The following is a 26,280-nucleotide window of genomic DNA, read 5'->3' on the forward strand; positions in this document are numbered from 1 at the left end:
TTCAGTGACCGAATTCCGTTGCTGACGGCCGCTGTTTGTAGAACTTCAGCGGCTGCTCAGTAGCGGCTTGGGCGAGTTCTTCGCGTGACTGCCGCGCCACCGCGGTTTTCATCTTGCCCACCACATGCATTTCGCAGGGCTTGCAGTCAAAGCGCAGGGTGAGCTTCTCCTTGCCATTGATGAGTTGCAGCGGCTCGGCCTTCACCTGGCCTTGCACGCCGGTCACGCCCTTGGCCTGCTTGGGGCACAGGCTGAGTGAAAAACGCACGCAGTGCTTGGTGATCATCAGACTGACTTCGCCCAGCTCTTCAATGGCTTCGTAGGCCGGTGCAATGACCTTGACGCCGTGGCGCTCGTAGAACCGATGTGCCGCCTGGTTGAATACATTGCCCAGATAACTCAGCGTGTCTTCCGGGAAGGGCACTGGTGGCTCCACGGCCAGCGCACGTGGTAGCCGCGTGAAGGCAGCCAGACGGGCGGCTTCCAGACGTTCCACCGCATCGCGGCGCAAGGCGTTCAAGGTAGAGGAGGGCACAAACCAGGGTTGGCTGAATTCCACCGACACATCCAGCGCCTGGTAAATGGTGTTGCCCATGCGGCTCAGGTTGTCATGCAGTGCCTGCTGCGCGACGAGCCCGTCCTTTGCCAACTGGCGTTGCAAGGGCGTATCGGCGCTAGCTGTGTGGCCATCTTCATCCGTAAGGGTCAGCCGCACACCTTCGGACGTTTCGCTCAGCTGGAACCACACGCCGATGCGCCGGTCGCTGGACTTCTTCTCCAGCACCCGCGTCCAGTGCACATCGCGGTTGCGGTTGACTTGGGTGCCTTTGCGCAGGTCTTTCAATGCGGCAACGGCATCCTTGGGAAAGACGCGCCATTTGCCCTTGGCCGGGCTGATGGCCTCGACGCGGTTCACGGCCAGACCCACCAGCTCCTTTTGCAGGTCGTAGTAGCACAGTCCATCGCCATTGTGCAGGGCCATGGAGCGGTCATCGAGCTCCAGTTCCACCCAGTTGGGACCAACCTGGGTGACGTAGCCAATCGGCTGGCCGGGGTTCTTGGGGCTGTCGAAGGCGCCTATGGTGTCCTGGCGGCCATTGACAAAGTAGTCGGTGAACTCCCGGTTGAAGTTCTGGTCCGGGTCCGGTGTGAAGGTGAAGGTCGTGGTTCCGCTGCTGGATCGGGCCAGCGGCTGATCACCTCCCTGACGGTTTTCAATCAGTTCGTCCAGCAGCTTGCGGTAGTGGGCTGTGATGTTCTTCACATAGCCCATGTCCTTGTAGCGCCCCTCGATCTTGAAGCTGCGGATGCCGACATCCACCAAAGCGGCCAGATTGGCACTCTGGTTGTTGTCTTTCATCGAGAGCACATGCTTGTCGTGCGCGACAAAGCGGCCTTTGGAGTCCACCACCTGGTAGGGCAGGCGACAGGCCTGGCTGCATTCGCCCCGGTTGGCACTGCGTCCTGTGTGCGCCGCGCTGATGTAGCACTGGCCGCTATAAGCAACGCACAACGCGCCATGAACAAAAAACTCCAGGGTGCAGCGCTGCGGATCCGTGGCGTCGCGAATGGCGGCGATGTCCTTGAGCGTGAGCTCGCGTGCCAGCACGATTTGCGACAGGCCGGCGTCCTGCAGGAAGCGCGCCTTTTCCGGTGTTCGGATATCGGTCTGGGTACTGGCATGCAGTTGGATGGGGGGCATGTCGATTTCGAGCAGACCCATGTCCTGGATGATGAGTGCATCCACGCCTGCGTCGTACAGCTGCCAGGCCAGCTTGCGCGCAGGCTCCAGCTCGTCATCGCGCAGTATGGTGTTGAGGGTGACGAAGATGCGGCTGTTGAACCGGTGGGCGTGGCTGGCCAGCTCGGCAATGTCACTGACGCTGTTGTCGGCGCTGGAACGCGCGCCAAATGACGGACCGCCGATGTACACGGCGTCGGCTCCGTGGTTCACGGCCTCCAAGCCAATGTCCAGGCTGCGCGCGGGAGCCAGCAGTTCCAGTTGGTAATCTAATAGCGACATGGGGCGTGATTATCCCAGTCATGGTGCCAGCGCGCTTGTGGCCGCCAGGCGCATTTTCCATGCCACGGCCATGGCCGCGCAGTTCAGCCTAGCTGATGGACCTAGAATGCCTCACATAAACACATTGCTTTGGGGGTTGACAACTATGGCAAATCTGCAATGGGAGGAAACTCCCTCAGTTTGGACCGCATCACTGGATGGCATTCCGGTGTGCACGCTCAAGCCCAAAGACATAGGCGGTTGTATCGCCAGCTGGCTTGATGGTCGGCTCTGGGCGCCACCTGCCCATTTGCCCAAAGCCATGCCCCAGCCCACCCGGTTTTTTGCCGATCTGCAAGAAGCCAAGGCTGCTGTGGAGCAAATCCTCCAATAGTTTCTGCACTTACCCGCGCGCATAAAAAAACGCGGCCTTGGCCGCGTTTTTTTGTTGGAGAGGGATGTACGCCTTACTCGATCTTGGCCTTGGCGCGCAGTTCTTCCTGGTATTTGGCCATCTTCTGTTGCAGCAATTGCTGGGCAATCTGCGGCTTGACGTCCTCAAATTTGGGCAGCTGTGCATCGCGGACATCGTCCAGGCGGATGATGTGATAGCCGAACTGGCTCTTAACCGGTTTTTCAGTCATCTTGCCTTTTTGCAGGGCCACCAGCGCTTCGGAGAATTCCTTCACGTAGTTACCAGGATTGGCCCAATCCAGATCGCCACCCTTGGCGCCGGAGCCTGGGTCTTTGGACAGCTTCTTGGCCAAGTCTTCAAACTTGGCGCCCTTCTTGATTTTGGAAATGATGTCCACTGCATCGGCTTCCTTTTCCACCAGAATGTGGCGGGCCTTGTATTCCTTGCCGGCATTAGCGGAAGCGAACTTGTCGTACTCGGCCTTGGCTTCTTCGTCCGAAACGGCATTGTTCTTCTGGAAGTCGGTGAACAACTCACGAATCAAGATGGACTGCTTGGTCAGTTCGATCTGGTTCTTGTAGTCGTCGGTGGCGTCCAGGCCCTTGTTGTGGGCTTCCTGGGCAAAAATTTCGCGGGCGATGACTTCATCACGCAGCTGACCCTGCATTTCAGGGGTGATCTGGCGTCCGGAGCGGGCCACCTGCTGGGCCAACGCATCGATGCGCTCCTTGGGGATGGCAACGCCATTCACGATGGCTACGTTTTGGGCCAAGGCTGCGCCCGACATGGCTCCAATGGCGGCCGCAAGGGCCAGAGCCGAGAAAATTTGCTTCTTCATGTGGTTTCCTGGTGATCAATCTAAGGTTTCTATGGCCAAAGCGTGCACTCCCGCAGCCATGAATTCTTGCAGCGCATCATACACAAGGCGATGACGCGCCACGCGTGACTTGCCGGTAAATAAGGGTGAAGCTATGCGGACCCTGAAATGGGTTCCCACACCGCTCGCGCTGGCCCCAGCATGGCCTGCGTGCTGCGCGCTTTCATCCAGCACTTCCAACGTACGGGCCTGCAAGCGCTCACGCAGGCAGGATTCCATTTGCGCCGCGGTGGGCTCCAACGCAGTATTCATTGGGAAGCCCCGTCGTGCGGAACGTCGCCACTCTTGATATGGGGCGCGATATAGAAGCCCTGCGCAATGAGGAAGGTGAGTGGAAACACATAGCCCCACACCTTGAAACTCACCCAGGCCTCCGTGCTGTAGTACAGCACCACATAGGCATTGATGGCTGCCATGAAGGCCGTGTAGCCTACCCAGGCGATGGTGAGGCGGTGCCAGATGCGGTCAGGCAGCTCCAATTGGCCGCCCAACATCAGCTTCAGAACGTTCTTGCCCATGCCCCAGAGCGCAACGGCCAACGCAATGGACATGGCGGCATACAACACCGTGGGCTTCCACTTGATGAAGCGCTCGTCATGCAGTGCCAGCGTCAGAGTACCAAAGACCAAGACCAGCAGCAACGTGATCTTCTGCATGGTCTGCAAACGGCCGTCCATGCGGTACACCACAAACATCTGCAATGCGGTAGCTGCCATCAGTACCGCCGTGCCAACGTAAATGTCAAAGAGCTTGAAAGCCCCGAAGAAAAGCAGAAAGGGTAGAAAGTCGAGCAGTGTTTTCATTCAGGCTTGAAGTGTAGCGAAGCCGAGTTCATGCAATAACGCAGCCCGGTAGGATCCGGTCCGTCGTTGAATACATGGCCCAGGTGGGCACCGCAATCGGCGCAGTGCACTTCGGTTCGCTTCATCCACAGCATACCGTCTTCCTGTGTACCTATTGCGTCAGGACTAACTGGCTGGAAGTAGCTGGGCCAACCGGTGCCGGACTCGTACTTTGCGTCCGACGCGAACAAGGGCTTGTCGCAGCAGATGCAAAGGTACATGCCCTTGGACTTGTTGTTGGCCCAGCGCCCGGTGTGTGCGCGTTCCGTGGCTTCCTTACGGGTGACGTCAAAGGCCAAAGGCTCGGCGCCCTTGGCTTTGAGCAGGGCTTTCCATTCGTCGGCGGTTTTCTCGATTTTGTAGGTCATGACGGTTCTCGGGTTGTACGGGTTCAGGAACTGCAGCTGATTTCGATGCTGGGCGCCCAATCGGGCGGAAAGTCGGCAAAAGCCGCATGTTCTGGGTGTTCGTCGCAGGGCGACTGCAAAACTTTCAGCAAATCGGCCACCATACCGAAATCTTTCTGCCGGGCCGCCCGGATTGCCAGTTCACCCAGGTGATTGCGCAGTACGAACTTGGGGTTGACTTGCAGCATACGCCGCGAGGCAGACTGCCGGTCTGGTGGTGTGTGAAGATTTGCAAAGCTGCTCAGCCACGCGTCGATTCCGTCCCGATTCAGGAACAGATCCCGCACGGAGGCATCGGCCGGGTCCTGCGCAGCAGTCCAATGGCTTAGCCGACGCCAGAAGATGGTGAAGTCCACGGATTCGCTGGCCAGCAGTTGCAGGATGGACTCCAGTAGCTCTGTTGGAGCCTCTGTACCTTCCGGCAGGCCCAGCTTGGCGGCAAACCGCAGTGCCAGAGCCCTTGGGTAGATGGTTTGAAAGGTCTCCAGTGCGGCGATGAGCGTCTGTTGATCCTCGACCAGGGGAACCATGGCCTGACCCAGGCAGAACAGGTTCCAATAAGCAATCTGGGGCTGCTTGCGGAATGCGTAGCGCCCCTCTTGATCTGAGTGGTTGCAGATGTGGGCCGGGTTGTAGCCATCCATGAACTGGAACGGCCCGTAGTCAATCGTCAAACCCAGAATACTCATGTTGTCGGTGTTCATGACCCCATGGCAGAACCCCACCGATTGCCAGTGCGCCACCATATGTGCCGTGCGCTCGGTCACTGCGGCTACGAAGGCAATATAGGGGTTGCCGCCCCAACGGGAGTCACCTCGGCAAGCAGGGTAGTACCGGTCTATGAGGTAGTCGGCCAGGACCTTCAGTGCTTCGTGCTGGTTGCTGTGGCAGAAATGTTCAAAATGGCCAAAGCGGATGAAGCTGGGCGCCACACGGGTGACCACCGCTGCTGTTTCCATGGTCTCGCGGCGCACCGGCATGTCCGACCCCACCACGCTGAGTGCGCGCGTGGTCGGAATGCCCAGGCCATGCATGGCTTCGCTGCACAAGAACTCGCGGATGCTGCTGCGCAGGACGGCTCGGCCGTCTCCCATGCGCGAGAAGGGCGTCAGCCCGGCTCCTTTGAGTTGCAGCTCCATGCCTGCCGCTTCGCCCAGCAAAATGGCGCGCCCGTCGCCCAATTGGCCGGCCCAGACGCCAAACTGGTGTCCGCTATACACCGACGACAGCGGCTTGCTCCCCTCAAGCTCGGCATTGCCACAGAGCGCCTGCAACCACGAATCCGAGTGCATCCACTGCGGCGGCAGACCCAGTTCTGCGCCCAAGGCGGCACTGTGTCCGACCCAGTAAGGAGCGGGCATGGGCGCTGATTGCATGGGAACGTAAAAGCGCTCGCCCAAGGCGGCAAAATGGTGTTGCCAGGAAAGGCCGTGGTCGAGCACAGGAGGAGCGGGCGGGAAGGGCATCTAGGGATTCTCCCTTAGAGGGCTAACTCCCCGGGTTTCTGGGGCTTTGCTACGGGTACTATGACATCACAAAAATCACGGAGACTACCCATGCTTGGATTAATGCAAAGTCAGCAACTTCTCATTTCTTCCCTGATCGAATTTGCGGCCCGCAACCACGGCGATTCTGAGGTGATTTCCCGCCGTGTGGAGGGCGACATCCACCGCTCCAATTACAAACAGGTGGCAGCGCGCTCGCGCCAGGTGGCCAATGCGCTGGACCGCTGGAACCTCGGGTTCGGGGACCGGGTTGCCACGCTGGCGTGGAATGGTTACCGCCACCTGGAACTGTATTTCGGCGTGAGTGGCTCCGGGCGCGTGGTGCACACGCTCAACCCGCGCCTGCACCCGGACCAGATCGTCTGGATCGTCAACCATGCCGAAGACCAAGTGCTGTGCTTCGATATGACCTTTCTGCCCATCGTGCAGGCCGTGCACAGCCGTTGCCCCACCATCAAGCATTTTGTCGCCCTGTGTGACGAAAGCAAACTGCCGGCGGACAGCGGTGTGCCCGGACTGATCAGCTATGAGAGCTGGATTGGGCGCGAGTCCAGCACCTATGACTGGCCTGATTTTGACGAGAACTGTGCCTCCAGCATGTGTTACACCAGCGGTACCACGGGCAACCCCAAGGGCGCGTTGTACAGCCATCGCTCCACCGTGCTCCATGCTTATTCGAGTGCCTTGCCGGACGGACTCAACGTGAGTGCCCGGGACTCCATCTTGCCAGTGGTACCGATGTTCCACGTCAATGCCTGGGGCTTGCCGTACTCTGGAACCATGAACGGTGCCAAGCTGGTGTTTCCCGGTCCGGCCATGGATGGAAAGTCCATCTATGAGCTCATCGAGTCCGAAAAGGTCAACTTCGCTGCTGGCGTGCCCACGGTCTGGCAGATGCTGCTGTCGCACGTGCAGTCAGCCAACGTGCGTTTTTCCACCCTCAAGCGCACCGTGATCGGTGGCTCGGCCTGCCCGCCGGCCATGATTAACCTGTTCAACGATGTGTATGGCGTGGAAGTGCTGCATGCCTGGGGCATGACGGAAATTTCACCCCTGGGCACCGTTTGCTCACTCAAGAACAAGCATCTAGCGCTGCCGCCCGAGGAAAGGCTGAAGTTGCGCCTCAAGCAGGGCCGCAACATCTTCGGCGTGGACATGAAAATCGTGGACGGCGAAGGCAAGGAGCTGCCCTGGGACGGCAAGGCCTGCGGCGACCTGCTGGTCAAGGGTCCCTGGGTTATCAGCGAGTACTACAAGGGCGAGGGTGGCTCGCCGCTGGTAGATGGCTGGTTTCCCACAGGCGATGTGGCAACGATTGACCCCGAGGGCTATATGCAGATCACCGACCGCAGCAAGGACGTGATCAAGTCCGGCGGCGAATGGATCAGCTCCATCGACGTCGAAAACATTGCCATGGCGCACCCGGCGGTAGCCATGGCAGCCTGCATCGGCATGCGCCATCCCAAGTGGGACGAGCGACCCGTGATAGCGGTGATGAAGAAACAGGGCGCCGATGTGAGTCGCGACGAACTGCTGGCCTTCTTTGAGGGCAAGACGGCCAAGTGGCAGATCCCGGACGACGTGATTTTCGTGGATGCCATTCCTTTGGGCGGCACCGGCAAAATGCAAAAGAGCAAATTGCGCGAGATGCTGATGGACTACCGCCTGCCCAATACCTGAACCATCCGTCACCGTCACAGGGTAGGCGGGGTCGCACCCGTGACAACCCTGTGATTCCCGTCACAAATAGCTTCTAGAATCAAAAAGAACGACCGTTCTATTTTGAGGAGACCGCATGACTGCGCATTACCAAGTCCATGGCGACATCGCCGTAATCACCCTCGACAACCCGCCCGTCAATGGTCTGGGTTTGTCGACCCGGCTGGCGATTGCCGACAGCATGACCAAGGCATTGGCCGACAGCGCGGTACAGGCCATCGTCCTTACCGGGGCCGGCAAGGCATTTTCGGGTGGCGCAGACATCAAGGAGTTCGGCAAGGACGTAGCCTTCCGGGAGCCCAACCTGCTGAGCATCATCGCCTTGCTGGAAAACTCCACCAAGCCGGTGATTGCCGCCCTGCACAGCGTGGCCATGGGCGGCGGGCTGGAACTCTCGCTGGGCTGTAACTACCGCATTGCCGCGCCCGGCACCAGCATCGCGTTGCCCGAAGTCAAGATCGGCCTCATCCCCGGCGCCGGTGGTACACAACGCCTGCCGCGTGCCTTGGGCGTGGAGCCTGCGCTGAACATGATCGTGAGCGGCGAGACGGTCAAGGCCGAGATGCTGGCCATGCTGCCGGGGCAGAAGCTGTTCGACAAAATGGCCGCGTCGGCAGATTCCCTGGTGGAAGAGGCCCTAGCCTTTGCGCGTTCTGTGGCTGCAGTGCGCCCGCTGCCGCGCGTGCGCGACCTGCCATGTAAACACCCGCAGGGAGATGCCTATTTCCAGTTCGCCCGCAACATGGTCAAGGGCATGGCTAAGCATTTTCCTGCGCCGGCCAAGTGCGTGGATGCCGTGGAGATCGCCACCAAGAAGAAATTCGAAGAAGGCATGGCGGCGGAGCGTGAGATTTTCCTCAACCTGATGTGGACCTCCGAATGCCGCGCCCTGCGCCACCTGTTCCTGGCTGAACGGGCCGCCTCCAAGATCCCGGACGTTCCCTCGGACACGCCCCAGCGCGACATCAAGAGCGTGGCCGTCATCGGTGCAGGCACCATGGGCGGCGGCATTGCCATGAACTTCCTCAACGCCGGCGTTCCGGTGAAACTGCTGGAAGCCAAACAGGAAGCACTGGACCGGGGCGTGGCCACGATCCGCAAGAACTACGAATCGCAGATCAAAAAGGGCAAACTCAAGGCCGACAAGTATGAGCAGCGCATGGCCCTGCTCAGCACTACGTTGCGCTATGACGAATTGAAGGACGCGGACCTGGTCATCGAGGCCGTGTTCGAGGAACTGGGCGTCAAGGAGGCCGTGTTCAAGGAACTGGACCGCGTCATGAAGCCCGGCGCCATTCTGGCTTCCAACACCTCCACGCTGGACCTCAACCGCATCGCCGCATTCACCAACCGTCCGCAGGACGTGGTGGGTCTGCACTTCTTCAGCCCTGCGAATGTCATGAAGCTGCTGGAGATCGTGCGCGGTGAAAAGACCGGCAAGGACGTCATGGCCACCGTCATGAGCGTTGCGAAGAAGATCCGCAAAACGGCTGTGGTCTCGGGCGTGTGCGATGGCTTCATCGGCAACCGCATGATCGAGCAGTACGCGCGACAAGCCGGTTTTCTGCTGGACGAAGGCTGCACGCCGCAGCAAGTGGACAAGGCCGTGGAAAAGTTCGGCTTTGCCATGGGTCCGTTTCGCATGAGCGACCTGGCCGGCAACGACATCAGTTGGGCCATCCGCAAGCGCCGCTACCAGGAAAAGCCCAACCTCAAATACAGCAAGACGGCCGACCTGCTGTGCGAAAAGGGCCGCTATGGCCAGAAGACCGGTGCTGGTTGGTACGACTATGTGGCGGGCAAGCGTGATGCCATCCCCAATACGGAAGTCGAGGCCATGATTGCGGAGCACCGCAAGGCACTGGGCATCACCCCGCGCAAAATTTCGGACGAGGAAATCGTGCAGCGCCTGGTTTTCTCGCTGGTGAACGAGGCCGCGCACATCCTGGAGGAGGGCATAGCCAACAAGGCCAGTGACATCGACATCGTCTACATCTTTGGCTACGGATTCCCGGTGCACCGCGGCGGGCCGCTGCGCTATGCCGATGAGCTGGGCCTCTTCAATGTGGTGCAGACCATGCAGCGTTTTGCGCAGAACCCGCTGGACGACGCGGCCTTCTGGCAGCCCGCGCCGCTGTTGCAGCGCCTGGTCGCTGATGGCAAGACCTTTGGCCAATAAGCCCCCCGAACAGGAGAACCCGACATGACCCGCGCAGTAATCGTATCCACCGCCCGCACCCCGCTTGCCAAGAGCTGGAAGGGTGCCTTCAACATGACCCACGGTGCCACGCTGGGTGGCCATGCCATTGAGCACGCCATCCGCCGCGCAGGCATCGATGCCGCCGAAGTCGATGACGTGCTCATGGGTTGCGCCACACCCGAAGGGGCTACAGGCGCCAACATTGCCCGCCAGGCCGCGCTGCGCGCCGGTTGCCCGGTAACGGTATCGGGCGTGACCATCAACCGCTTCTGTTCCTCCGGGCTGCAGACCATTGCCATGGCGGCCCAGCGTATTGTTGCCAACGAGGGCGATGTGTATGTGGCCGGTGGTGTGGAAGCCATCTCCTGCGTGCAGCAGGAGATGAACCAGCACATGCTGAGCGATCCCTGGCTGGTAAAGCACAAGCCCGAGATCTACTGGAACATGCTGCAGACCGCCGAAAACGTGGCCAAGCGCTACGGCATCGGGCGCGACGCCATGGATGAATACGGCGCAGCCAGCCAGCAGCGCGCCACGGCCGCCTTGGAGGCTGGGCTGTTCAAGGAAGAAATTGCGCCCATTACCGTCACCATGGGTGTGGCCGACAAGGTCATGGGCCTGGTGACCCGCCAGGTAACGGTGGAGAACGACGAGGGTATTCGCCCCGGCACCACGAAGGAGGGCATCAGCGGGTTGCGCTCGGCCTTGCCCGGTGGATTGGTCACGGCGGGCAATGCCAGCCAGTTTTCCGATGGCGGTGGCGCCGTGGTGGTGGTGGACGAAACACTGGCCGAACGCCGTGGTCTGAAGCCGCTAGGCCGCTTCCTGGGCTTCGCCGTGGCCGGCTGCGAACCGGATGAGATGGGCATAGGCCCGGTATTTGCCATACCCAAGGTGCTCAAGCGCCTGGGCTTGTCCATGCAGGATATCGACCTGTGGGAGCTCAACGAGGCCTTTGCGGTGCAGGTACTGTATTGCCGCGACAAGCTGGGCATTCCCGCAGACCGACTGAACGTCAATGGCGGCGCGATTGCGGTGGGGCATCCCTACGGCGTGTCCGGCCAGCGGCTGACCGGTCATGCGCTGATTGAAGGCAAACGCCGCGGTGCCAAGCGGGTGTGCGTGACCATGTGCATTGGAGGGGGCATGGGCGCTGCGGGTATCTTCGAGGTTTTATAGGTCGAACAAGATGAGCTTTTTCAAGAAATACAACGGCAGCACGCACGCAAGCCATGTGCGCCTGGAGCGCACGGTCTGGACACTGATTTATGGCGGGCTGCTGGCGCTGGTGCTGGGGTATTTCACCGAAACCACGCAAGGGGCTGACGCCAGCGGTCTGTATGCCGTAGGCTCGATTGCGCTGGCCATGGGCCTGGTGGCGTTTTACCTGCGCGCCCGCCAGCGCGACAAATGAAAAGAGGTGGCATATGACAGCACGCACGGTTCAACAGCTGTTTGACCTCAGCGGCAAAACCGCGCTGGTCACTGGTGGCTCCCGCGGGCTGGGGCTGCAAATGGCGCACGCCTTGGGTGAGGCCGGCGCGCGCATCATGCTCAGCGCCCGCAAGGCCGATGAACTGGAGCAGGCGGTGGCCGAACTGCAAGCCGCCGGCATTGACGCACGCTGGACCGCCGCGGACTGCGCCAAGGAGGCCGACATCGAGCGCCTCACCACCGAAACCCTGCACCGCATGGGCGACGTGGACATTCTGGTGAACAACGCTGGCGCCAGCTGGGGCGCCCCGGCCGAAGACCACCCGGTGGATGCCTGGGACAAGGTCATGAACCTCAATGTGCGGGGCTACTTCCTGCTCAGCCAGGCCATTGCCAAACGCAGCATGATTGCGCGCCGATCCGGGCGCATCATCAATGTCGCTTCCATCGCAGGGCTCAATGGCAACCCGGCCTTCCTGAAGACCATTGCCTACAACACGTCCAAGGGGGCGGTGATCAATTTCACCCGAACCCTGGGCGCCGAATGGGGCGCCTACAACATCACGGTCAATGCCATCTGCCCGGGGTTCTTTCCCAGCAAGATGACGGCAGGGCTGATCGCATCGGTGGGGGAGGAGCAGATGAAGGCGGGCGTGCCGCTGCAGCGCCTGGGTGACGACGAAGACCTCAAGGGCGCCTGCCTGCTGTTCGCATCAGACGCTGGCAAACACATCACGGGGCAATGGCTGGCGGTGGACGGCGGTATCAGCGTGGTGACAGGCGCATAAGACATTGAAAGCCCCAACAACATGACGCAAACGCCACTTTCCTTCGGCGCAGACATCCCTTTTGTCAAACACCTCGGAATGGTGCTGACCCGATTTGATGGCGGGCATTCCGAAATTGAACTCGCCCACAAGCCAGAGCTGCTGAACTCCTTTGCCGTGACCCATGGCGGCGTGGTCATGACGCTGCTGGACGTGACTATGGCCAGCGCTGCACGCAGCGTCTGTCCGGAGCTGGGCGTGGTCACCATCGAGATGAAAACCAGCTTCATGCGGCCCGCTACGCCCAGCGAATCAGGGCCGCTGGTGGCCAAGGGGGAACTGATGCACCGCACTGCCACCATGGCCTTCACCCAGGCCACGGTCTATGACGCCCGCGGCCACGCCTGTGCGCATGCTACCGGCACCTTCAAGTACATGAAGCGACTGGCCGTAACCGGTCGCAGCGTGCATCCGCTGCAGATCAGCACGGACTGAAATCAGGAGCCGACCTTGCGCGTAAGCGCCAGGTTGCGCCAGCGCTCCCAATACTCCACGGCGATGCGGTAGGTGTTGAACTGCACCTGCACCGTGGTGCGTATATCGGTGCCATAGCCGCCGCCCATGGCAAACACGCAGGGCAGGCGGCGCGCAAAGCACCAGTCAAACACCCGCCGGTCACGCGCCTGCATGCCGTCATAGCTCAGCTTGAGGCGGCCCAGGCGGTCGCCCTCGTGGGGGTCGGCACCCGCCAAGTACAGCACGACACCGGGCTGGAAGCGTCCCTCCAGCTCCAGCAGGGCGTTCTCCAGTGCGCTCAGGTAGTCGCCATCGGTGCAACCGTCCGGCAAGGCAACGTCGAGCTGACTGGCTTCCTTGCGGAAGGGGAAGTTTTTGTCCCCGTGAAGGGAAAGGGTGAATACGCTCTTGTCATTCCGAAAGATGCTGGCCGTGCCGTTGCCTTGGTGCACATCCAGGTCCACGATGACCACCTGCAATGGGCGCTGAGTTCCGTGCAGGCGCCCCCATTCCGCCTGCAACACGCGGGCGGTGACGGCCAGATCATTGAACACGCAAAAGCCACCGCCCTTGTCGGCGTAGGAGTGGTGCGTGCCACCGGCCAGATTGGCGGCGACGCCTTCACGCATGGCTGCACGTCCGGCGGCGATGGTGCCGCCTACCGACCTGCGGGCACGCGCCGCCATGGCCGGGCTCCAGGGAAAGCCAATCTCCCGCAGGATTCTGCTGTCGACACTGCCGTCCGCAATTGCCTGGATGTAGGCCGGGTCATGGGCCAGGGCCAGTTCGCCTTCGGTCGCCTCTGGCGCCTGTTGCATGCTGACCTGGGGCAGGTGTTCGGTCAGTTGATCGCGCAGCAGCTTGTACTTTTCCATGGGGAAACGGTGCCCCGGGGGCAGGGGAAGCACGAAGCGGTCGCTGTAAAAAGCTTGCATGCGGGGATTGTGATGCAAGCCCGTGAGGCAGAGTCAGCAGGGACTCTTCAAAAAATGTTCAAATATGGGGGTATTCACTTTTTCTCTTGGAAATTCAAATGGGCAACAAAATCGTTACCGAAGCCGATCGCAAGGCTACTCCCCGTCCCGCACCCCAGCCCGGCTTCACCCTGCCCACAGGCGGTCGTGGTCAGCGCATCAGCCTGGAGCGCGGTGTGGCAACGCGCAGCAAGAAGAACCCCGGCAAGCGTCCGAGCAAGGGCGGCTAAGCCAACCGGTTCCCCAAAAAAGGCCCTCCCAGAGGGCCTTTTTTCATGGTGCCGTGAAAAGTGTGGATGGGGCGTGCGCGCAGGCACACAATGGAGGGGTTCACCCGGGAGTATTCATGTTCGAGTCAGCCGAAATAGGCCACAAGGTCAGCAAAGCACAATACAAGGAGCAGGTACCCGTTCTGCGCGAGTCTCTGCTGGAGGCGCAGGCCACGCTGTTTGCCCAGAAGAAGTTGCCCGTGGTGGTGCTCATCAGCGGGGAAGACGGCGCTGGCAAGCGCGAAACCATCAGCGTGTTGTATGAGTGGATGGACCCGCGCTACCTCTCCACCCTGGCATTTGAAGAGCCTACCGACGAAGAGCGGGAACGCCCGGCTATGTGGCGTTATTGGCGTGCACTGCCACCCAAAGGCCGCATCGGCATTTTTTCCGGGTCCTGGTATTCCGACCCTATCCGCATGCGCATCAGCGGGGAACTCAGCGAAATGGAGCTGGACGCCCGCGCCGCGCAGATCAACCGCTTCGAGACCATGTTGGTCAACGAAGGCGCTCTGGTGCTGAAGTTCTGGATTCACCTCACCAAGGAAGCGCAGCGCGCGCGCTTCGAGGCGCTGGAGAGTGATCCGCACACCGCCTGGCGCGTGACCCCCTGGCATTGGCAGCGGCTCAAGACCTATGACGCCCTGCACGAAGTTTCCAGCCACCTGCTGCGCATGACCAATACGGCTGCTGCGCCCTGGGTCATCGTGGAAGGCGTGGACGACCGTTTCCGCTCGCTCAAGGTGGGCCAAGTTCTGCAGGCGGCGCTGGCGGCCAAACTGGCGGAAAAGCGGCACCCGACCTTCCCCGGTGCGCCCATGGTGCGGGCCGATACCGATGGGCGCAACGTGCTGTCTGCAATGGATCTATCGCGCAAGTTGCCGGACAAGGACTACAAGGCCGAACTGGGGCTTCTGCAGGGGCGACTGTCCGAATTGGCCCGCGATTCGCGCCTGGCCAAACGGTCCGTGGTCGTTGCTTTCGAAGGGGCGGACGCAGCAGGCAAGGGCGGGGCGATACGCCGCGTCACGGCGGCATTGGATGCGCGCCAGTTCCAGGTGATTCCCGTGGCTGCACCCACCGAAGAAGAACGGGCCCAGCCTTATCTGTGGCGCTTCTGGCGGCACCTGCCTCGCAAGAACCACTTTGCGATCTTTGACCGCACCTGGTATGGCCGGGTGCTGGTGGAGCGGGTCGAGGGCTATTGCACTCCCGCCGACTGGCAGCGGGCCTACAGCGAGATCAACGACTTCGAACACGAGTTGATCGAGTCCGGCACCATCGTGCTGAAGTTCTGGCTGCAGATCAGTCAGGAGGAACAGCTGCGTCGCTTCAAGGAGCGCGAAAAGATTGCCTTCAAGCGCTTCAAGATCACCGAGGAGGACTGGCGCAACCGCGAAAAGTGGGACGCATACCAGCAAGCCATCTGCGACATGGTGGAGCGCACCAGCACCGGCGACGTGCCCTGGACCCTGGTGGAGTCCAACGACAAGAACTTTGCACGAGTCAAGATTCTGCGCACCATCTGCGAACGGCTGGAAGCGGCACTGCAGGAGTCCGACAAGGGGTTCAAGGCACCCAAGCCCCCAAAATCAGAGCAGGGCAAGAAGAGTGGCAAGAAGAAACGCGGCGATAAGGCCTCCGGGAAATAGCTGCCCACAGCGGTCAGGGCCTGCCTGCATCGGACCGGTCAGCTACTGTGGCAAACTTCGGGCCGCTGCCGGCTAGGCCGGCGTATTCAAGGCAGATTGCCTTCTTTCGGAATTTCTCACTCTCTTCTTTCCATGCAGAAAATCATCGCGCAAATCGCGCAAGAAATCCGTGTTCGTCCCGATCAGGTGGCTACCGCTGTGGAGCTGCTGGACGGAGGCGCCACGGTTCCGTTTATTGCCCGCTACCGCAAGGAGGCCACTGGTGGCCTGGACGACATCCAGTTGCGTGAACTCGAAGCCCGCCTGAGCTACCTGCGCGAGTTGCGTGACCGCAAGCTGGCCGTGATCAAGAGCATTGAGGAGCAGGGCAAGATGACGCCGGTACTGCTGGCTGCCATCGACGCCTGCCCAACCAAGCAGGAGCTGGAAGACCTGTACCTGCCCTACAAGCCCAAACGCCGCACCAAGGGCATGATTGCCCGTGAAGCCGGCATTGAACCGCTGGCCGACAAGCTGTTTGCCAACCCCGCCCTGGTTCCCGCGGACGAAGCCCAGGCCTTTGTACTCAAGGAAAAAACTGAAGCCGGTGACGACTTCACCACCGTGCAGGCCGTGCTGGATGGCGTGCGCGACATCCTGTCGGAGCGTTGGGCCGAAGACCCGGTGCTGGTGCAGGACCTGCGTGAATGGCTGTGGCAGGAAGGCTTGCTGCAGAGCAAGCTGATCGAAGGCAAGGATGAGAACAATGCCGACATCGCCAAGTTCCGCGACTACTTTGATTACGACGAGCCCATTGGCCGTGTGCCTTCGCACCGCGCGTTGGCCGTGTTCCGTGGCCGGGCCCAGGACATTCTGGATGTGAAACTGGTCCTGCCTGAGCCGCCTGAAGCGGCACCGGTGGCGGTGGCCGGAGCAGCCAAGACGCGCCCGGCACCGGTGGTAACGCTGGCCGAAGGCCGCCTGGCACTCAAGCTGGGCTGGAGCCACACGGGTCGCGCCGCAGACGACCTGATCCGCAAATGCGTGGCCTGGACCTGGAAGGTGAAACTCAGTCTGTCCACCGAGCGCGATCTGTTTGCCCGGCTGCGCGAAGAAGCCGAAAAGGTCGCCATCAAGGTCTTTGCCGACAACCTGCGCGACCTGCTGCTGGCCGCACCCGCCGGGCCGCGCGTGGTGATGGGCCTGGACCCCGGCATCCGTACCGGCGTCAAGGTCGCTGTGGTGGATGCCACCGGCAAGCTGGTGGAAACTTCCACCGTCTATCCGCATGAACCGCGCAAGGACTGGGAAGGTTCTCTGCACACCTTGGGCGCCCTGTGCATGCGCCACGGTGTGAACCTGATTGCCATCGGCAACGGCACGGCCAGCCGTGAAACCGACAAGCTGGCGGCAGACTTGATCAAGCTCATGGCCAAGGGCAACGGCCCCGCCATCGACAAGGTGGTGGTATCCGAGGCCGGTGCATCGGTCTACTCTGCCAGCGAGTTTGCCTCGCAGGAAATGCCGGACGTCGATGTGAGCCTGCGCGGCGCGGCCAGCATTGCGCGGCGTCTGCAGGACCCGCTGGCCGAACTGGTCAAGATCGACCCCAAGAGCATTGGCGTGGGCCAGTACCAGCACGACGTCAACCAGAGCGCGCTGGCCAAGTCACTCGAATCGGTGGTGGAGGACTGCGTGAATGCGGTCGGTGTGGACCTCAACACCGCCAGCGTGCCGCTGCTCTCGCGCGTGTCCGGCCTGTCCGGCACGGTGGCCAAGGCGGTGGTGCGCTGGCGCGAAGCGCACGGCGCATTCAGCAGCCGCCAGGATTTGCTGCAGGTGACCGGCCTGGGCGCCAAGACCTTTGAGCAAAGCGCCGGTTTCCTGCGCATCCGTGGCGGCACCAACCCGCTGGACATGACCGGCGTGCACCCGGAAACCTATCCGGTGGTGGAGCAGATCATTGCCAAGGTGGGCAAGCCGGTGAACGAGGTTATGGGCCGCGCCGAAATGCTCAAGACCTTGCGCCCCGAGCTGTTTGCCAATGCGCAGTTCGGCGTCATCACTGTCAAGGACATCCTGTCCGAGTTGGAAAAGCCGGGACGTGATCCACGTCCAGACTTCAAGGTGGCCCGCTTCAACGACGGCGTGGAAGACATCAAGGACCTGAAAGAAGGCATGGTGCTGGAGGGCACGGTGAGCAATGTGGCCGCGTTTGGCGCGTTCGTGGATCTGGGCGTGCACCAGGACGGCTTGGTGCACGTGAGCCAGTTGGCGCACAAGTTTGTGAACGACGCGCGCGAGGTGGTCAAGACCGGAGACATCGTCAAGGTGCAGGTGGTGGAAGTGGATGTGGCGCGCAAGCGCATCGCACTGACCATGAAACTGGGCGCAGCGCCTGCACGTTCGGCATCCGACAGGGCAGGGGACAACCGCTACCAGGGCGCGGCGCGCGGCGAGCGCCAGCAAGGTGGCCGTCGCGATGAAGGCTTCGGCGGTCAGTCCGCCATGGCCAGCGCATTTGCCAAGCTCAAGCGCTAGTCGGCTCGGCAAGGGCCGATTGCAGACCATAATGTTTGCATCTGTTCTTCCCGAGCCCTGAGTCCGATCTCCATGAATATCAACGCGTTGTTGGTTCGCCAGTTCAACCTGCCCAGCATCCCCAAGGTGGTGGCGCTACTGTTGAATGAGCTGGATCGTCCGGAGGTGGACCTCAAGAGGGTCAACCAGCTCATAGGCACCGACCCGGCGCTGACCACCCAGATCCTGCGGCTGGCCAATTCGGACTTCTTCAAGCTGGGCGGCCAGATCAACAGCGTCTCGGAAGCATTGGCCCTTCTGAACCTGTCGCTGGTGCGCACCATGGCCCAGGAGGCCGCGCAGATCGCCTCGGTCAAGGCGGTGCCCGGCATCAACCTGCAGCGCTTCTGGGACTACAGCCTGAATGTGGCGCGTGTTTCCCGCGCCCTGGCGCGCGTGGTCAAACTGAACCAGCAGGCCGCTTTTACCTGTGGGCTGATCCACGCCATCGGTGAGCTGGCCATGCATCTGGCCATGCCGGAGGCTACCGCCTTGCTGTCCGAGCGGTTCGATCCGTTTGACATGCGCCGCGCGCAGTCTGAGCGCAATACCTTTGGCTATTGCTACGCGACGGTGGGTGCCGGCTTTGCCCGCATGTGGCACTTTCCGGATGCCATGGTCGACGCGCTGGAGCACCAGTACGCGCCGTTCGAGAACAATGTCTACGAACCCTTGGCCGGTGTGATCCATCTGGCGTCCTGGCGCGCACGGGGCAAAGAAGCACGCATGAACGAGCGCGCCCTGGCCGTGACCTTTCCCGGCACCGTCGGACTGGCCCTGGGCCTGGACATCGATATGGTGTTGCAGCAGGACCCGTTCGACTGGGCCGCCCACGCCTAGGCAGCATGGCAGTTCGCGCACTGCAGATCTACGCCGGCCCCAAGGCGCTGACCCACATGGCCCGCAATGGGCTTTCCCCACACGATGTACACACCATCGCCGCGGCAGCCGGTGGCCCTAAGGGGCTGTTGCTGGGCCAGCTGGACCAGTTTGTCTTCGGTGACTGGCTGACGCAGTCTCAGCATCCGGTGGATCTGATTGGCGCCTCCATTGGCGCCTGGCGCATGGCCACGGCCTGTCTGGCGGATACCCGAGTCGGGTTTGAGCGACTGGAACATGACTACATTCACCAGCACTACGAAATCCCGCCGGGCCGCAAAAGCCCCAGCCCTGAGCAGGTGAGCGAAACCTTTGGCCACACCATTACCGCGTTCTATCAGGGCCGGGAAACGGATGTTGTCAGCCATCCGCGCTACCGGCTGCACGTCGTCACCTCGCGCGGGCGCCATCTGCTGCACACCGAGCACCGGTTGGGCACTCCCCTGGGTTACCTGGGTGCCTTTGCCAGCAATGCGATGCACCGAAAGGCCATGGGTGCATGGCTGGAGCGCGTGGTGTTCTCCAGCCAATCGGTTAGCGACCTTCCTTTTGCCACCGATGACTACCGCACGCGCCAGGTGGCCTTGACGCAAACAAATCTTCGCGCGGCACTGCAAGCCAGTTGCTCCATTCCCTTCGTGCTGCAGGCGGTGCACAACATTGCAGGTGCGCCGCCCGGTGCCTATTGGGACGGTGGCATAACCGACTACCACCTGCACCTGAACTATGCCGCAGCGCGACCGCAAGGGGTGGTGCTGTACCCGCATTTCCAGAAGCAGGTGATCCCGGGCTGGCTGGACAAGCGCCTGCGGTGGCGCCACAAAGCCACTGCGTTTCTGGACACCGTGGTGCTGCTCGCGCCCCGGGCCGAATGGGTGCAGACCCTGCCCTATGGCAGGCTGCCTGATCGCAGTGATTTCCTGCGCTACGGGAACAACGTGGGCGCACGGGTGCGTGCCTGGTCCACGGTGACCGCCGCCAGCCTGCAACTGGCAGACGAGTTTGCACACTGGTTGCGCCGACCGGATATGGCGCAAGTTTTGCCTTTGTAATCCCGCACCTGCGCTCTACAATTTCACCTCAATACACATGTTTGAGGGAGTTCGTATGCGCAATCACCTTGCTGCCTGGATTCTGGGTTCCGGCCTGCTGGCCACCACAGCCTTTGCAGCTACCGGCGAATACTGGGAAATCACCAACAAGATGGAAATGCAAGGCATGGCCATGCCCGGTATGACCAACAAGGTGTGCATGGCCAAAGGCACCGAGAGCGACCCCCGCAGCAGCACCGACAAAGATTGCGAAATGACCGACATGAAGGTGTCGGGAAACAAAAGCTCCTGGAAGATGCGCTGCACCAAGAACGGTGAAGTAATGACCGGCAGTGGCGAGATGAGTGCCACGCCGGACCGCACTGAGGGCACGATTCATTTCTCCAGCGCCAAGACCGGCGCCATGACCATGAGCTTTGTCAACAAGCGCATAGGTGGGGCTTGCGATACGGATGAATTGAAGAAGAAGATCGAAGCGCAGGTTGCGGCTAACAACAAGGAAATGGCCAAGATGTGCGAGGGTGCGACCACCAGCCGCGAGTGGCTTAGCAAGGCTTCCTTGATTGTGGGCAAGGACGCGATTTGTGCCGCCAAGAAAGACCAGTTTTGCGAGATCGTGAAGCGCGACGCGGGGCGTGATGTTGAGGTGTACTTCTCCATCAAGAATCCCCAGCCAGCCGTCAGTCAGGCCTGTGGCATCAGCCTGGATGCTGCAAAGAAGTCGCTGTGCAAATCCATAGACGCTGGCAATGCCGACTTCAACAAGCAGATGCGCGGTGACATGCGCTCATACAACGGCCAGCGCCTGCGCGCCGAATGCCCGGCCGAGATGAAGGTCTACGCTGAGCAAAGTCGCAAGCGCTATTGCGAGGGCCGCGGCTTCACGGAAAAGCAGCGCGTTTCGCTGGCCGATTGCCTCAAAGGTGGCTCCGGTGATGACCAGGCCATGAATACACCAGACCCGGATGAACCTGCCATGCCCACGTCCGGCGGCAAGCAGACAGCTTCCCAGTCGAGCACTCAGTCCACGCAGACCGAATCTGGCAAGTCCGGAGTCTCCATTCCCGGCCTGCCGGGAAATATTCCGGCAGACGCGGTGATTGACGGAGCCAAGAAGCTCAAGAATCTGTTCGGTTTTTGAGTGCCTGGGTTGCGCCAGTGGTTCGTGCTGCTCGGCCTGAGCCTGCTTGCAGGCTCGCAGGCGTGTGCGGCAGCTACCCCGGCGCCATCGGCTGAAGACCCTTTTCCTCAGGTTGCGCAGTCCTACCTGGTGGAGTTGGACGGCCAGCGGATCTGGCACCGCAATACGTCGCAGCGCCTGGCACCGGCCAGTCTGACCAAGCTGATGACAGCCTTGCTGGTGTCCGAACAGATGGCACCCGAAGCTCTGGTGCAGGTGGATGCTGCAGCGGCCAAAGAGACCGGAAGCAAGCTGGGACTGCGCTCTGGTGAAACCTGGCGCACGCACGACCTACTGGCGGCCACACTGATTGCCTCCGCCAATGATGCGTGCAGAGCGCTGGCCGATCAGGTGGCCGGAACCGAGACAGCATTCGTGCAGCGCATGAACCAGCGAGCCAAAGAGATGGGCCTGCGCAACACCCGCTACGCCAACGCATGCGGCCACGATGCGCCCGGGCACTACGCCAGTGCAGAGGATTTGCGAGTGCTCGCCCTTGCCGTGATGAAGACCCCTCTATTGGCTACGTTGGTGGCACAAGAGCAGATGCAGATCACCAGTACGAACACCCAGCGGACCTTCGCGCTTGCCAACAAGAATGCGCTGATCGGTCGCTATGAGGGTACCGTAGGGATCAAGACCGGCACCACACCGCTGGCCGGCAAATGCCTGGTGGCTCTGGTACGACGGGGGACGCACAGCGTGCTTCTGGTGCTGCTCAAAGGCAAAGACCGCTGGTGGGACGCGGTGGACATACTGGACATAGCCCTTGCACGCGCCAGCGCTTCCTGAGGCGTGCCGGCAACGTTCCCCCGGCGCAGTAATCTGGCTGGGGCTGCTGGTAGTGCTGGTCTGTGCCAGTTCGCTGGGGGGCGTCTTCCAGTTTGATGACTACAACGTCATCGTCGACCAGCTCGCAGTACACAGCGGCTCGGCTTGGCTGGCCGACTGGGGCGAGGGCATACGACCCTTGCTCAAGCTGAGCTACCTGCTCAACTGGACTTCGGGCTGGGGAACCATCGGCTTTCACTTGGTCAATATCCTGATTCACTTCGGAGCGGTGCTTCTGGTGTACCGCCTGTCGCACATACTGCTGCTTGCCAAAGGCATGGCCGATCAGCTGCCATACGCGCCCTGGCTGGCCGCAGCACTGTTTGCGCTGCACCCGGCCCATACCGAGGCGGTGACCTATATCTGCGGGCGTTCCTCATCGCTGATGACCTTGCTGTTTCTGGCCGGCGTATGGAGCCACGCCACTGCGGTGTCTGTGCCTTCCACGGCGCTGCGCAAACTGTTGCCGCCCTTGTTCATGGTCCTGGCCCTGAGCGTCAAGGAGACCGCCATGACATTTCCGCTGGCGCTGCTGCTATGGGATACGTTCAGCGGAATGGGCATCAAGGCCGCATTGAGAAAGGCCTGGCGGAGCTGGGCCGTGTTGCTGTTGGCCGCATTCTTCTTCCTGCTCAATACCGCTTACCGGGAAGCGATGTGGCGCAGCCTGGAGTTCAATTCGCTCCCGGGCAACTTGGCCACGCAGCTAACTGCACTGCTGTATCTGGCAAGGCAGTGGGCAGTGCCGCTGTGGCTCAATATCGACCCCGACCTTCCCGTGCAGCATGACTTTGCGCACGCATTGCCAGGCCTGGCCCTGCTGTTGGCCTCTTTGGTGGTCCTGCTGTACGGCTGGCACTCCAGGTCAATACCGGCCTTTGCCATTGCCTGGGCCTTGCTGGACTGGATGCCTTTGTACCTGTTTCTTCCACGGCTCGATGTGGCCAATGATCGCCAGTTGTATCTGGCCACCTGGCCTTTGGGTCTGGCGTTGGTGGTGGAGTTGCAACGCCGGTTGCCGCAGCGTGTTGCGACGGGTGTATCCGCTGCGCTGCTGCTCACCGGTGGGGTGCTGACGGTGCACCGCAACCAGGGTTATCGCAGCGAAATTGCCCTGTGGGAGCAGACGGTTGCGCTGTCCCCCGGCAAATCAAGGGCGCGTAACAACCTGGGGTATGCCTATATGGAAGCGGGCCGCACAGTGGAGGCGCGGCGCGAATACCTGCAGGCTTTGCGCCTGGATGCTGGCAACGTCAAGGCGCGCCTGAATCTGCGGCGCATGAACGCGGCAAGCGCTTCACATTGAGGCGGCCAACATCTCGCGGTACTGTTCGGGTGTCGCGATGCGCGGGTTGGTCTTGTGGCAGTGGTCAGCCATGGCGCCCTGGATCACGGCATCCCACTGTGCTTCGGTAACACCCATGGCGGTCAGTCCGTTGGGCAGACCCAGACGGGCATTCATGTCCTTGATTGCTGCACCTATGTCAGCCGCATTGCTCAAGCCCATGGCATGGGCCATACGCTGCAAACGGTGGTCCTTTTGCATGGACGGCGCAGAAGCGTTGAAGGCAATCACGGCAGGCAGGAATACCGCATTGAGTGTGCCGTGGTGCAGCCGCGGGTTGACGCCGCCCAGGCTGTGGCTGAGCGAGTGCACGCAGCCCAAGCCTTTCTGAAACGCCATGGCGCCTTGCATGGAAGCGCTCATCAGGTTCAGCCGCGCTTCACGGTCTGCACCGTTGCGGGTAGCGCGCTCGATGTGGGCCCAGGCGCGCTGCAACCCGTCCAGGGCAATGCCATCTGCGGGCGGGTTGAATGCGGGCGCCATGAAGGTCTCCATGCAGTGGGCAATGGCATCCATGCCGGTAGCCGCAGTCAGCATGGACGGCAGCCCCAGCGTGAGTTCCGGGTCACAAATGGCTGCCTTGGGAACCAGATGCCAGGAGTGAAAACCCAGTTTGCGGTGATCGTCCACGATGATGATGGCGCCGCGTGCCACTTCGCTGCCTGTGCCACTGGTGGTGGGTACCGCAATCAGCGGTGCTACCTTGTCGGAGATGCGGGGTGAGCCGCCTTCGATGGTGGCGTAGTGGGTGAGGGGGCCCTCGTGCGTGGCGGCTATGGCCACGCCCTTGGCGCAGTCAATGGCGGAACCTCCGCCCACGGCAATCAACCCGTCACAGTGCTGTGCCCTGAACACATCCACGGCCGCACGCACTGCACTCTCCGTGGGGTTGGATGGTGTCTGGTCAAACACCGCGCAGTCCACGCCTTGCAGTGCGTCCAGTGCCTTTTGCAGAATGCCGGCAGCCTTGACCCCTTGGTCGGTCACGATCAGGGGGCGACTGATGCCCACGCGCTGGCACTCTGACTTGAGTAGCTGTATCGCGCCAAAATCAAACTGGACCTGGGTGATGTAATAGATAAGTGACATGGTGGAACTGCCTGCTTGCCCGTGTAGGATGACCGCCAGACTGTAACAAGCTTGCCCCCACCCAGGCACTATGACAAACCATCACCGCAACCCGCTTTTGCTGCTCACGCCCACCATGCACAAAGTGCTGGAGCGCATGCATCGCGTGCAGAAGATCCCCATGCATGCCATGACGCCGCAACAGGCCAGGCAGGCCTATGCCGGTGCCGCCGATGTGCTGGAGATACCCGCGCAGGCACGCGACCGGGTGGAAGATTTCACCGTGATGGCACGCGACGGTTTTGCCATTCCGGTGCGGCTGTACGCACCCACCGGCAGCAATCTGCCGGTGCTGGTGTACTTTCATGGCGGAGGCTTCACCATCGGCAGCATCGCCACACACGACGTGTTGTGCCGGCGCCTGAGCTGCCTGGCCCATTGCGCGGTGCTGTCGGTGGACTACAGGTTGGCACCGGAACACAAGTTTCCGACCGCGCAGGACGACGCCTGGGACGTACTGCGCTGGGCGTCCACCGCCGGGGCCGAGCGCGGGCTCGACAGCAGTCGAATTGCCGTAGGTGGAGACAGTGCAGGGGGTACTTTGGCCGCGGTATGTGCCATTCAAGCGCGCGACGAACAAGTGCCATTGGTATTGCAACTGCTGTTCTACCCTGGCACGGCCGGCCATCAGGACACGCCTTCGCACCAGCGCTTTGCCAAGGGCTTTGTGCTGGAGGAGCCCCACATCACCTACTTCTTTGAACTGTACATTCGCGGCCCACAGGATCGCGACGACTGGCGTTTTGCTCCACTGGATGGACGCACGCCAGATGGCTACGAAGCCGATCTCAGTGGTGTGGCCCCGGCCTGGCTGGGTTTGGCCGAATGCGATCCGCTGGTGGATGAGGGCGTTGCCTATGCCGACCGGCTACGCATGGCCGGTGTCCCCGTCGATATGGAAATCTACAAGGGAGTGGTGCACGAATTCATCAAGATGGGGCGTGCCTTGCCGGAAGCGGCGCAAGCGCACGCAGATGCAGCCAGAGCGCTGCGCAGCGCCTTCGATCTTTGATTGATTAAAAGCCCAAAGAGGCCAGCAAGTCGTCCACGTCGGTTTGTTGCAAGGCTTTGTCTGCTGTCTGGGGGCCGTGCAGGACATGGGTGTCCACCGTGGCGGGTTCAGTTTCTTCGGGGACCGCAGGTTGTTCTGGTGAACTATCGACCAGCAATTGAACCAATTGCAATTCGGTCTTGGTGATGATGTCGATGACCTTCTGGATCACCTGACCGGAAAGATCCTGAAAGTCCTGCGCCATCATGATGTCGCTGAGTACTTCGCTTTGCTGTTCAGCAAACTTGGACGTGCTTTGCGCAAACTTGCCACAGGTCACCATCAGGCCGCGGGCCATGTCGACGTTCATATTGGGATTGGCAGCCAGGCGGGTCAGGGACTCCCCCAGCTGGATTCCACGGGTCTGAAGATCGTTGCACTCCGGTTTGGCCTTTTCGACCAGCGTCAACACTTTGTTGGCAGCGTCTTCAGTCATTTTGCCGACATAGGCCAGACGATCACGTGCGTTGGGGATTTCCTGGACGATGTTCTGCAGATTGTTGTTGCCCAGTACCGTCAGCGCTTCATGCATTTCACGGGTGATGGCGCCCAGGCGGGCAAACGCTTCTTCTTTTGAGAGAGGTGTTGACATTATTTTTGCCGTTTGAGATGTGTGACGTGGCTGGCTGACATTATGAAACCGAAGTCAGCCCCCAACTGGCAAACGCCACGCAGT

General features: G+C 61.2%; 25 protein-coding genes. 16 read left to right on the forward strand and 9 right to left on the reverse strand.

The genetic code is table 11. The features are described from left to right. Position 1: 1 nt before the first annotated feature. Positions 2 to 2,023: a peptidase U32 family protein gene (locus tag AC1RMF_RS02875; RefSeq protein WP_493139373.1), complete on the reverse strand. Its 2,022-nt coding sequence runs from the start codon at positions 2,021 to 2,023 to the stop codon at positions 2 to 4. A gap of 145 nt (positions 2,024 to 2,168) precedes the next feature. Here AC1RMF_RS02875 and AC1RMF_RS02880 point away from each other — a divergent pair, with 145 nt between their 5' ends. Continuing rightward, a complete protein-coding gene (locus AC1RMF_RS02880; RefSeq protein WP_493139375.1) occupies positions 2,169 to 2,396 on the forward strand; it encodes a hypothetical protein in 228 nt (75 codons plus the stop codon). A gap of 73 nt (positions 2,397 to 2,469) precedes the next feature. On the opposite strand, the gene AC1RMF_RS02885 is transcribed toward AC1RMF_RS02880, so the two are convergent. From AC1RMF_RS02885 to AC1RMF_RS02905, 5 genes are read right to left on the reverse strand one after another with little or no spacing between them, the layout of a single operon-like run. Further along, positions 2,470 to 3,255, reverse strand: coding sequence for a peptidylprolyl isomerase (locus tag AC1RMF_RS02885; RefSeq protein ID WP_342617668.1), 786 nt, complete (start codon positions 3,253 to 3,255; stop codon positions 2,470 to 2,472). 15 nt (positions 3,256 to 3,270) lie between these two features. After that, the gene (locus tag AC1RMF_RS02890; protein WP_342617667.1) at positions 3,271 to 3,546 is read right to left on the reverse strand and encodes a BolA family protein; all 276 of its coding nucleotides are present in this window, start codon (positions 3,544 to 3,546) and stop codon (positions 3,271 to 3,273) included. Then, on the reverse strand, positions 3,543 to 4,097 hold the full coding sequence (locus AC1RMF_RS02895) for a septation protein A (RefSeq protein ID WP_342617666.1): 555 nt from the start codon (positions 4,095 to 4,097) through the stop codon (positions 3,543 to 3,545). Before AC1RMF_RS02895 ends, AC1RMF_RS02890 begins: the two co-directional genes overlap by 4 nt. Continuing rightward, on the reverse strand, positions 4,094 to 4,504 hold the full coding sequence (gene msrB / locus AC1RMF_RS02900) for a peptide-methionine (R)-S-oxide reductase MsrB (protein WP_342617665.1): 411 nt from the start codon (positions 4,502 to 4,504) through the stop codon (positions 4,094 to 4,096). The genes AC1RMF_RS02895 and msrB overlap by 4 nt, the downstream gene beginning before the upstream one ends. A 23-nt stretch (positions 4,505 to 4,527) precedes the next feature. Further along, positions 4,528 to 6,009 (reverse strand): protein adenylyltransferase SelO, encoded by a 1,482-nt coding sequence (locus AC1RMF_RS02905; RefSeq protein ID WP_493139379.1) that lies wholly within the window; start codon positions 6,007 to 6,009, stop codon positions 4,528 to 4,530. 90 nt (positions 6,010 to 6,099) lie between these two features. Here AC1RMF_RS02905 and AC1RMF_RS02910 point away from each other — a divergent pair, with 90 nt between their 5' ends. The 6 genes from AC1RMF_RS02910 to AC1RMF_RS02935 all read left to right on the forward strand — a co-directional run bounded on the left by AC1RMF_RS02910 (position 6,100) and on the right by AC1RMF_RS02935 (position 12,663). Beyond that, positions 6,100 to 7,728, forward strand: a complete 1,629-nt coding sequence (locus AC1RMF_RS02910) for a 3-(methylthio)propionyl-CoA ligase (protein WP_493139381.1) — start codon at positions 6,100 to 6,102, stop codon at positions 7,726 to 7,728. 115 nt (positions 7,729 to 7,843) lie between these two features. After that, positions 7,844 to 9,946, forward strand: a complete 2,103-nt coding sequence (locus AC1RMF_RS02915; protein WP_493139383.1) for a 3-hydroxyacyl-CoA dehydrogenase NAD-binding domain-containing protein — start codon at positions 7,844 to 7,846, stop codon at positions 9,944 to 9,946. A gap of 24 nt (positions 9,947 to 9,970) precedes the next feature. Continuing rightward, positions 9,971 to 11,146: an acetyl-CoA C-acyltransferase gene (locus tag AC1RMF_RS02920; RefSeq protein ID WP_493139385.1), complete on the forward strand. Its 1,176-nt coding sequence runs from the start codon at positions 9,971 to 9,973 to the stop codon at positions 11,144 to 11,146. Positions 11,147 to 11,156: 10 nt separating this feature from the next. Then, entirely contained in the window at positions 11,157 to 11,381 is a 225-nt protein-coding gene (locus AC1RMF_RS02925; protein WP_342617660.1) for a hypothetical protein, read from the forward strand. A 13-nt stretch (positions 11,382 to 11,394) separates the two neighbouring features. Next, positions 11,395 to 12,189 (forward strand): SDR family oxidoreductase, encoded by a 795-nt coding sequence (locus tag AC1RMF_RS02930; protein WP_493139387.1) that lies wholly within the window; start codon positions 11,395 to 11,397, stop codon positions 12,187 to 12,189. Between the two features lie 21 nt (positions 12,190 to 12,210). After that, on the forward strand, positions 12,211 to 12,663 hold the full coding sequence (locus AC1RMF_RS02935) for a PaaI family thioesterase (RefSeq protein WP_493139388.1): 453 nt from the start codon (positions 12,211 to 12,213) through the stop codon (positions 12,661 to 12,663). A 2-nt stretch (positions 12,664 to 12,665) separates the two neighbouring features. On the opposite strand, the gene AC1RMF_RS02940 is transcribed toward AC1RMF_RS02935, so the two are convergent. Further along, positions 12,666 to 13,619 (reverse strand): histone deacetylase family protein, encoded by a 954-nt coding sequence (locus tag AC1RMF_RS02940; protein WP_493139390.1) that lies wholly within the window; start codon positions 13,617 to 13,619, stop codon positions 12,666 to 12,668. A gap of 98 nt (positions 13,620 to 13,717) precedes the next feature. Between AC1RMF_RS02940 and AC1RMF_RS02945 the strand changes: the two genes are divergently transcribed. From AC1RMF_RS02945 to AC1RMF_RS02980, 8 genes are all read left to right on the forward strand, one after another. Beyond that, positions 13,718 to 13,888 carry a hypothetical protein gene (locus tag AC1RMF_RS02945; protein ID WP_493139392.1) on the forward strand — a complete coding sequence of 57 codons (171 nt, stop codon included), beginning with the start codon at positions 13,718 to 13,720 and terminating at the stop codon, positions 13,886 to 13,888. A gap of 116 nt (positions 13,889 to 14,004) precedes the next feature. Beyond that, positions 14,005 to 15,579, forward strand: coding sequence for a polyphosphate:AMP phosphotransferase (pap, locus tag AC1RMF_RS02950; RefSeq protein WP_493139393.1), 1,575 nt, complete (start codon positions 14,005 to 14,007; stop codon positions 15,577 to 15,579). Positions 15,580 to 15,711: 132 nt separating this feature from the next. After that, positions 15,712 to 18,099, forward strand: coding sequence for a Tex family protein (locus AC1RMF_RS02955; protein ID WP_493139396.1), 2,388 nt, complete (start codon positions 15,712 to 15,714; stop codon positions 18,097 to 18,099). 72 nt (positions 18,100 to 18,171) lie between these two features. After that, positions 18,172 to 18,978: an HDOD domain-containing protein gene (locus AC1RMF_RS02960; RefSeq protein ID WP_493139398.1), complete on the forward strand. Its 807-nt coding sequence runs from the start codon at positions 18,172 to 18,174 to the stop codon at positions 18,976 to 18,978. Between the two features lie 5 nt (positions 18,979 to 18,983). Next, the gene (locus AC1RMF_RS02965) at positions 18,984 to 20,069 is read left to right on the forward strand and encodes a phospholipase (protein ID WP_493139400.1); all 1,086 of its coding nucleotides are present in this window, start codon (positions 18,984 to 18,986) and stop codon (positions 20,067 to 20,069) included. Positions 20,070 to 20,124: 55 nt separating this feature from the next. Beyond that, positions 20,125 to 21,210, forward strand: coding sequence for a DUF3617 domain-containing protein (locus tag AC1RMF_RS02970; RefSeq protein WP_493139402.1), 1,086 nt, complete (start codon positions 20,125 to 20,127; stop codon positions 21,208 to 21,210). A gap of 9 nt (positions 21,211 to 21,219) precedes the next feature. Then, complete coding sequence (locus AC1RMF_RS02975; RefSeq protein WP_493139404.1) at positions 21,220 to 22,041, forward strand: D-alanyl-D-alanine carboxypeptidase family protein; 822 nt, start codon at positions 21,220 to 21,222, stop codon at positions 22,039 to 22,041. After that, complete coding sequence (locus AC1RMF_RS02980) at positions 22,019 to 23,386, forward strand: tetratricopeptide repeat protein (RefSeq protein WP_493139406.1); 1,368 nt, start codon at positions 22,019 to 22,021, stop codon at positions 23,384 to 23,386. The genes AC1RMF_RS02975 and AC1RMF_RS02980 overlap by 23 nt, the downstream gene beginning before the upstream one ends. Here the strand turns inward: AC1RMF_RS02980 and gbd are convergent. Beyond that, complete coding sequence (gbd, locus tag AC1RMF_RS02985) at positions 23,378 to 24,514, reverse strand: 4-hydroxybutyrate dehydrogenase (protein ID WP_493139408.1); 1,137 nt, start codon at positions 24,512 to 24,514, stop codon at positions 23,378 to 23,380. The two genes, AC1RMF_RS02980 and gbd, sit on opposite strands and share 9 nt — an antisense overlap. Positions 24,515 to 24,584: 70 nt before the next feature. On the opposite strand from gbd, the gene AC1RMF_RS02990 reads away from it, so the two are divergent. Continuing rightward, the gene (locus AC1RMF_RS02990; RefSeq protein ID WP_493139411.1) at positions 24,585 to 25,565 is read left to right on the forward strand and encodes an alpha/beta hydrolase; all 981 of its coding nucleotides are present in this window, start codon (positions 24,585 to 24,587) and stop codon (positions 25,563 to 25,565) included. 4 nt (positions 25,566 to 25,569) lie between these two features. On the opposite strand, the gene AC1RMF_RS02995 is transcribed toward AC1RMF_RS02990, so the two are convergent. Further along, positions 25,570 to 26,196, reverse strand: a complete 627-nt coding sequence (locus tag AC1RMF_RS02995; protein ID WP_342617646.1) for a protein phosphatase CheZ — start codon at positions 26,194 to 26,196, stop codon at positions 25,570 to 25,572. Positions 26,197 to 26,280: the final 84 nt, after the last annotated feature.

This window comes from Rhodoferax sp. GW822-FHT04A08, assembly GCF_058801025.1.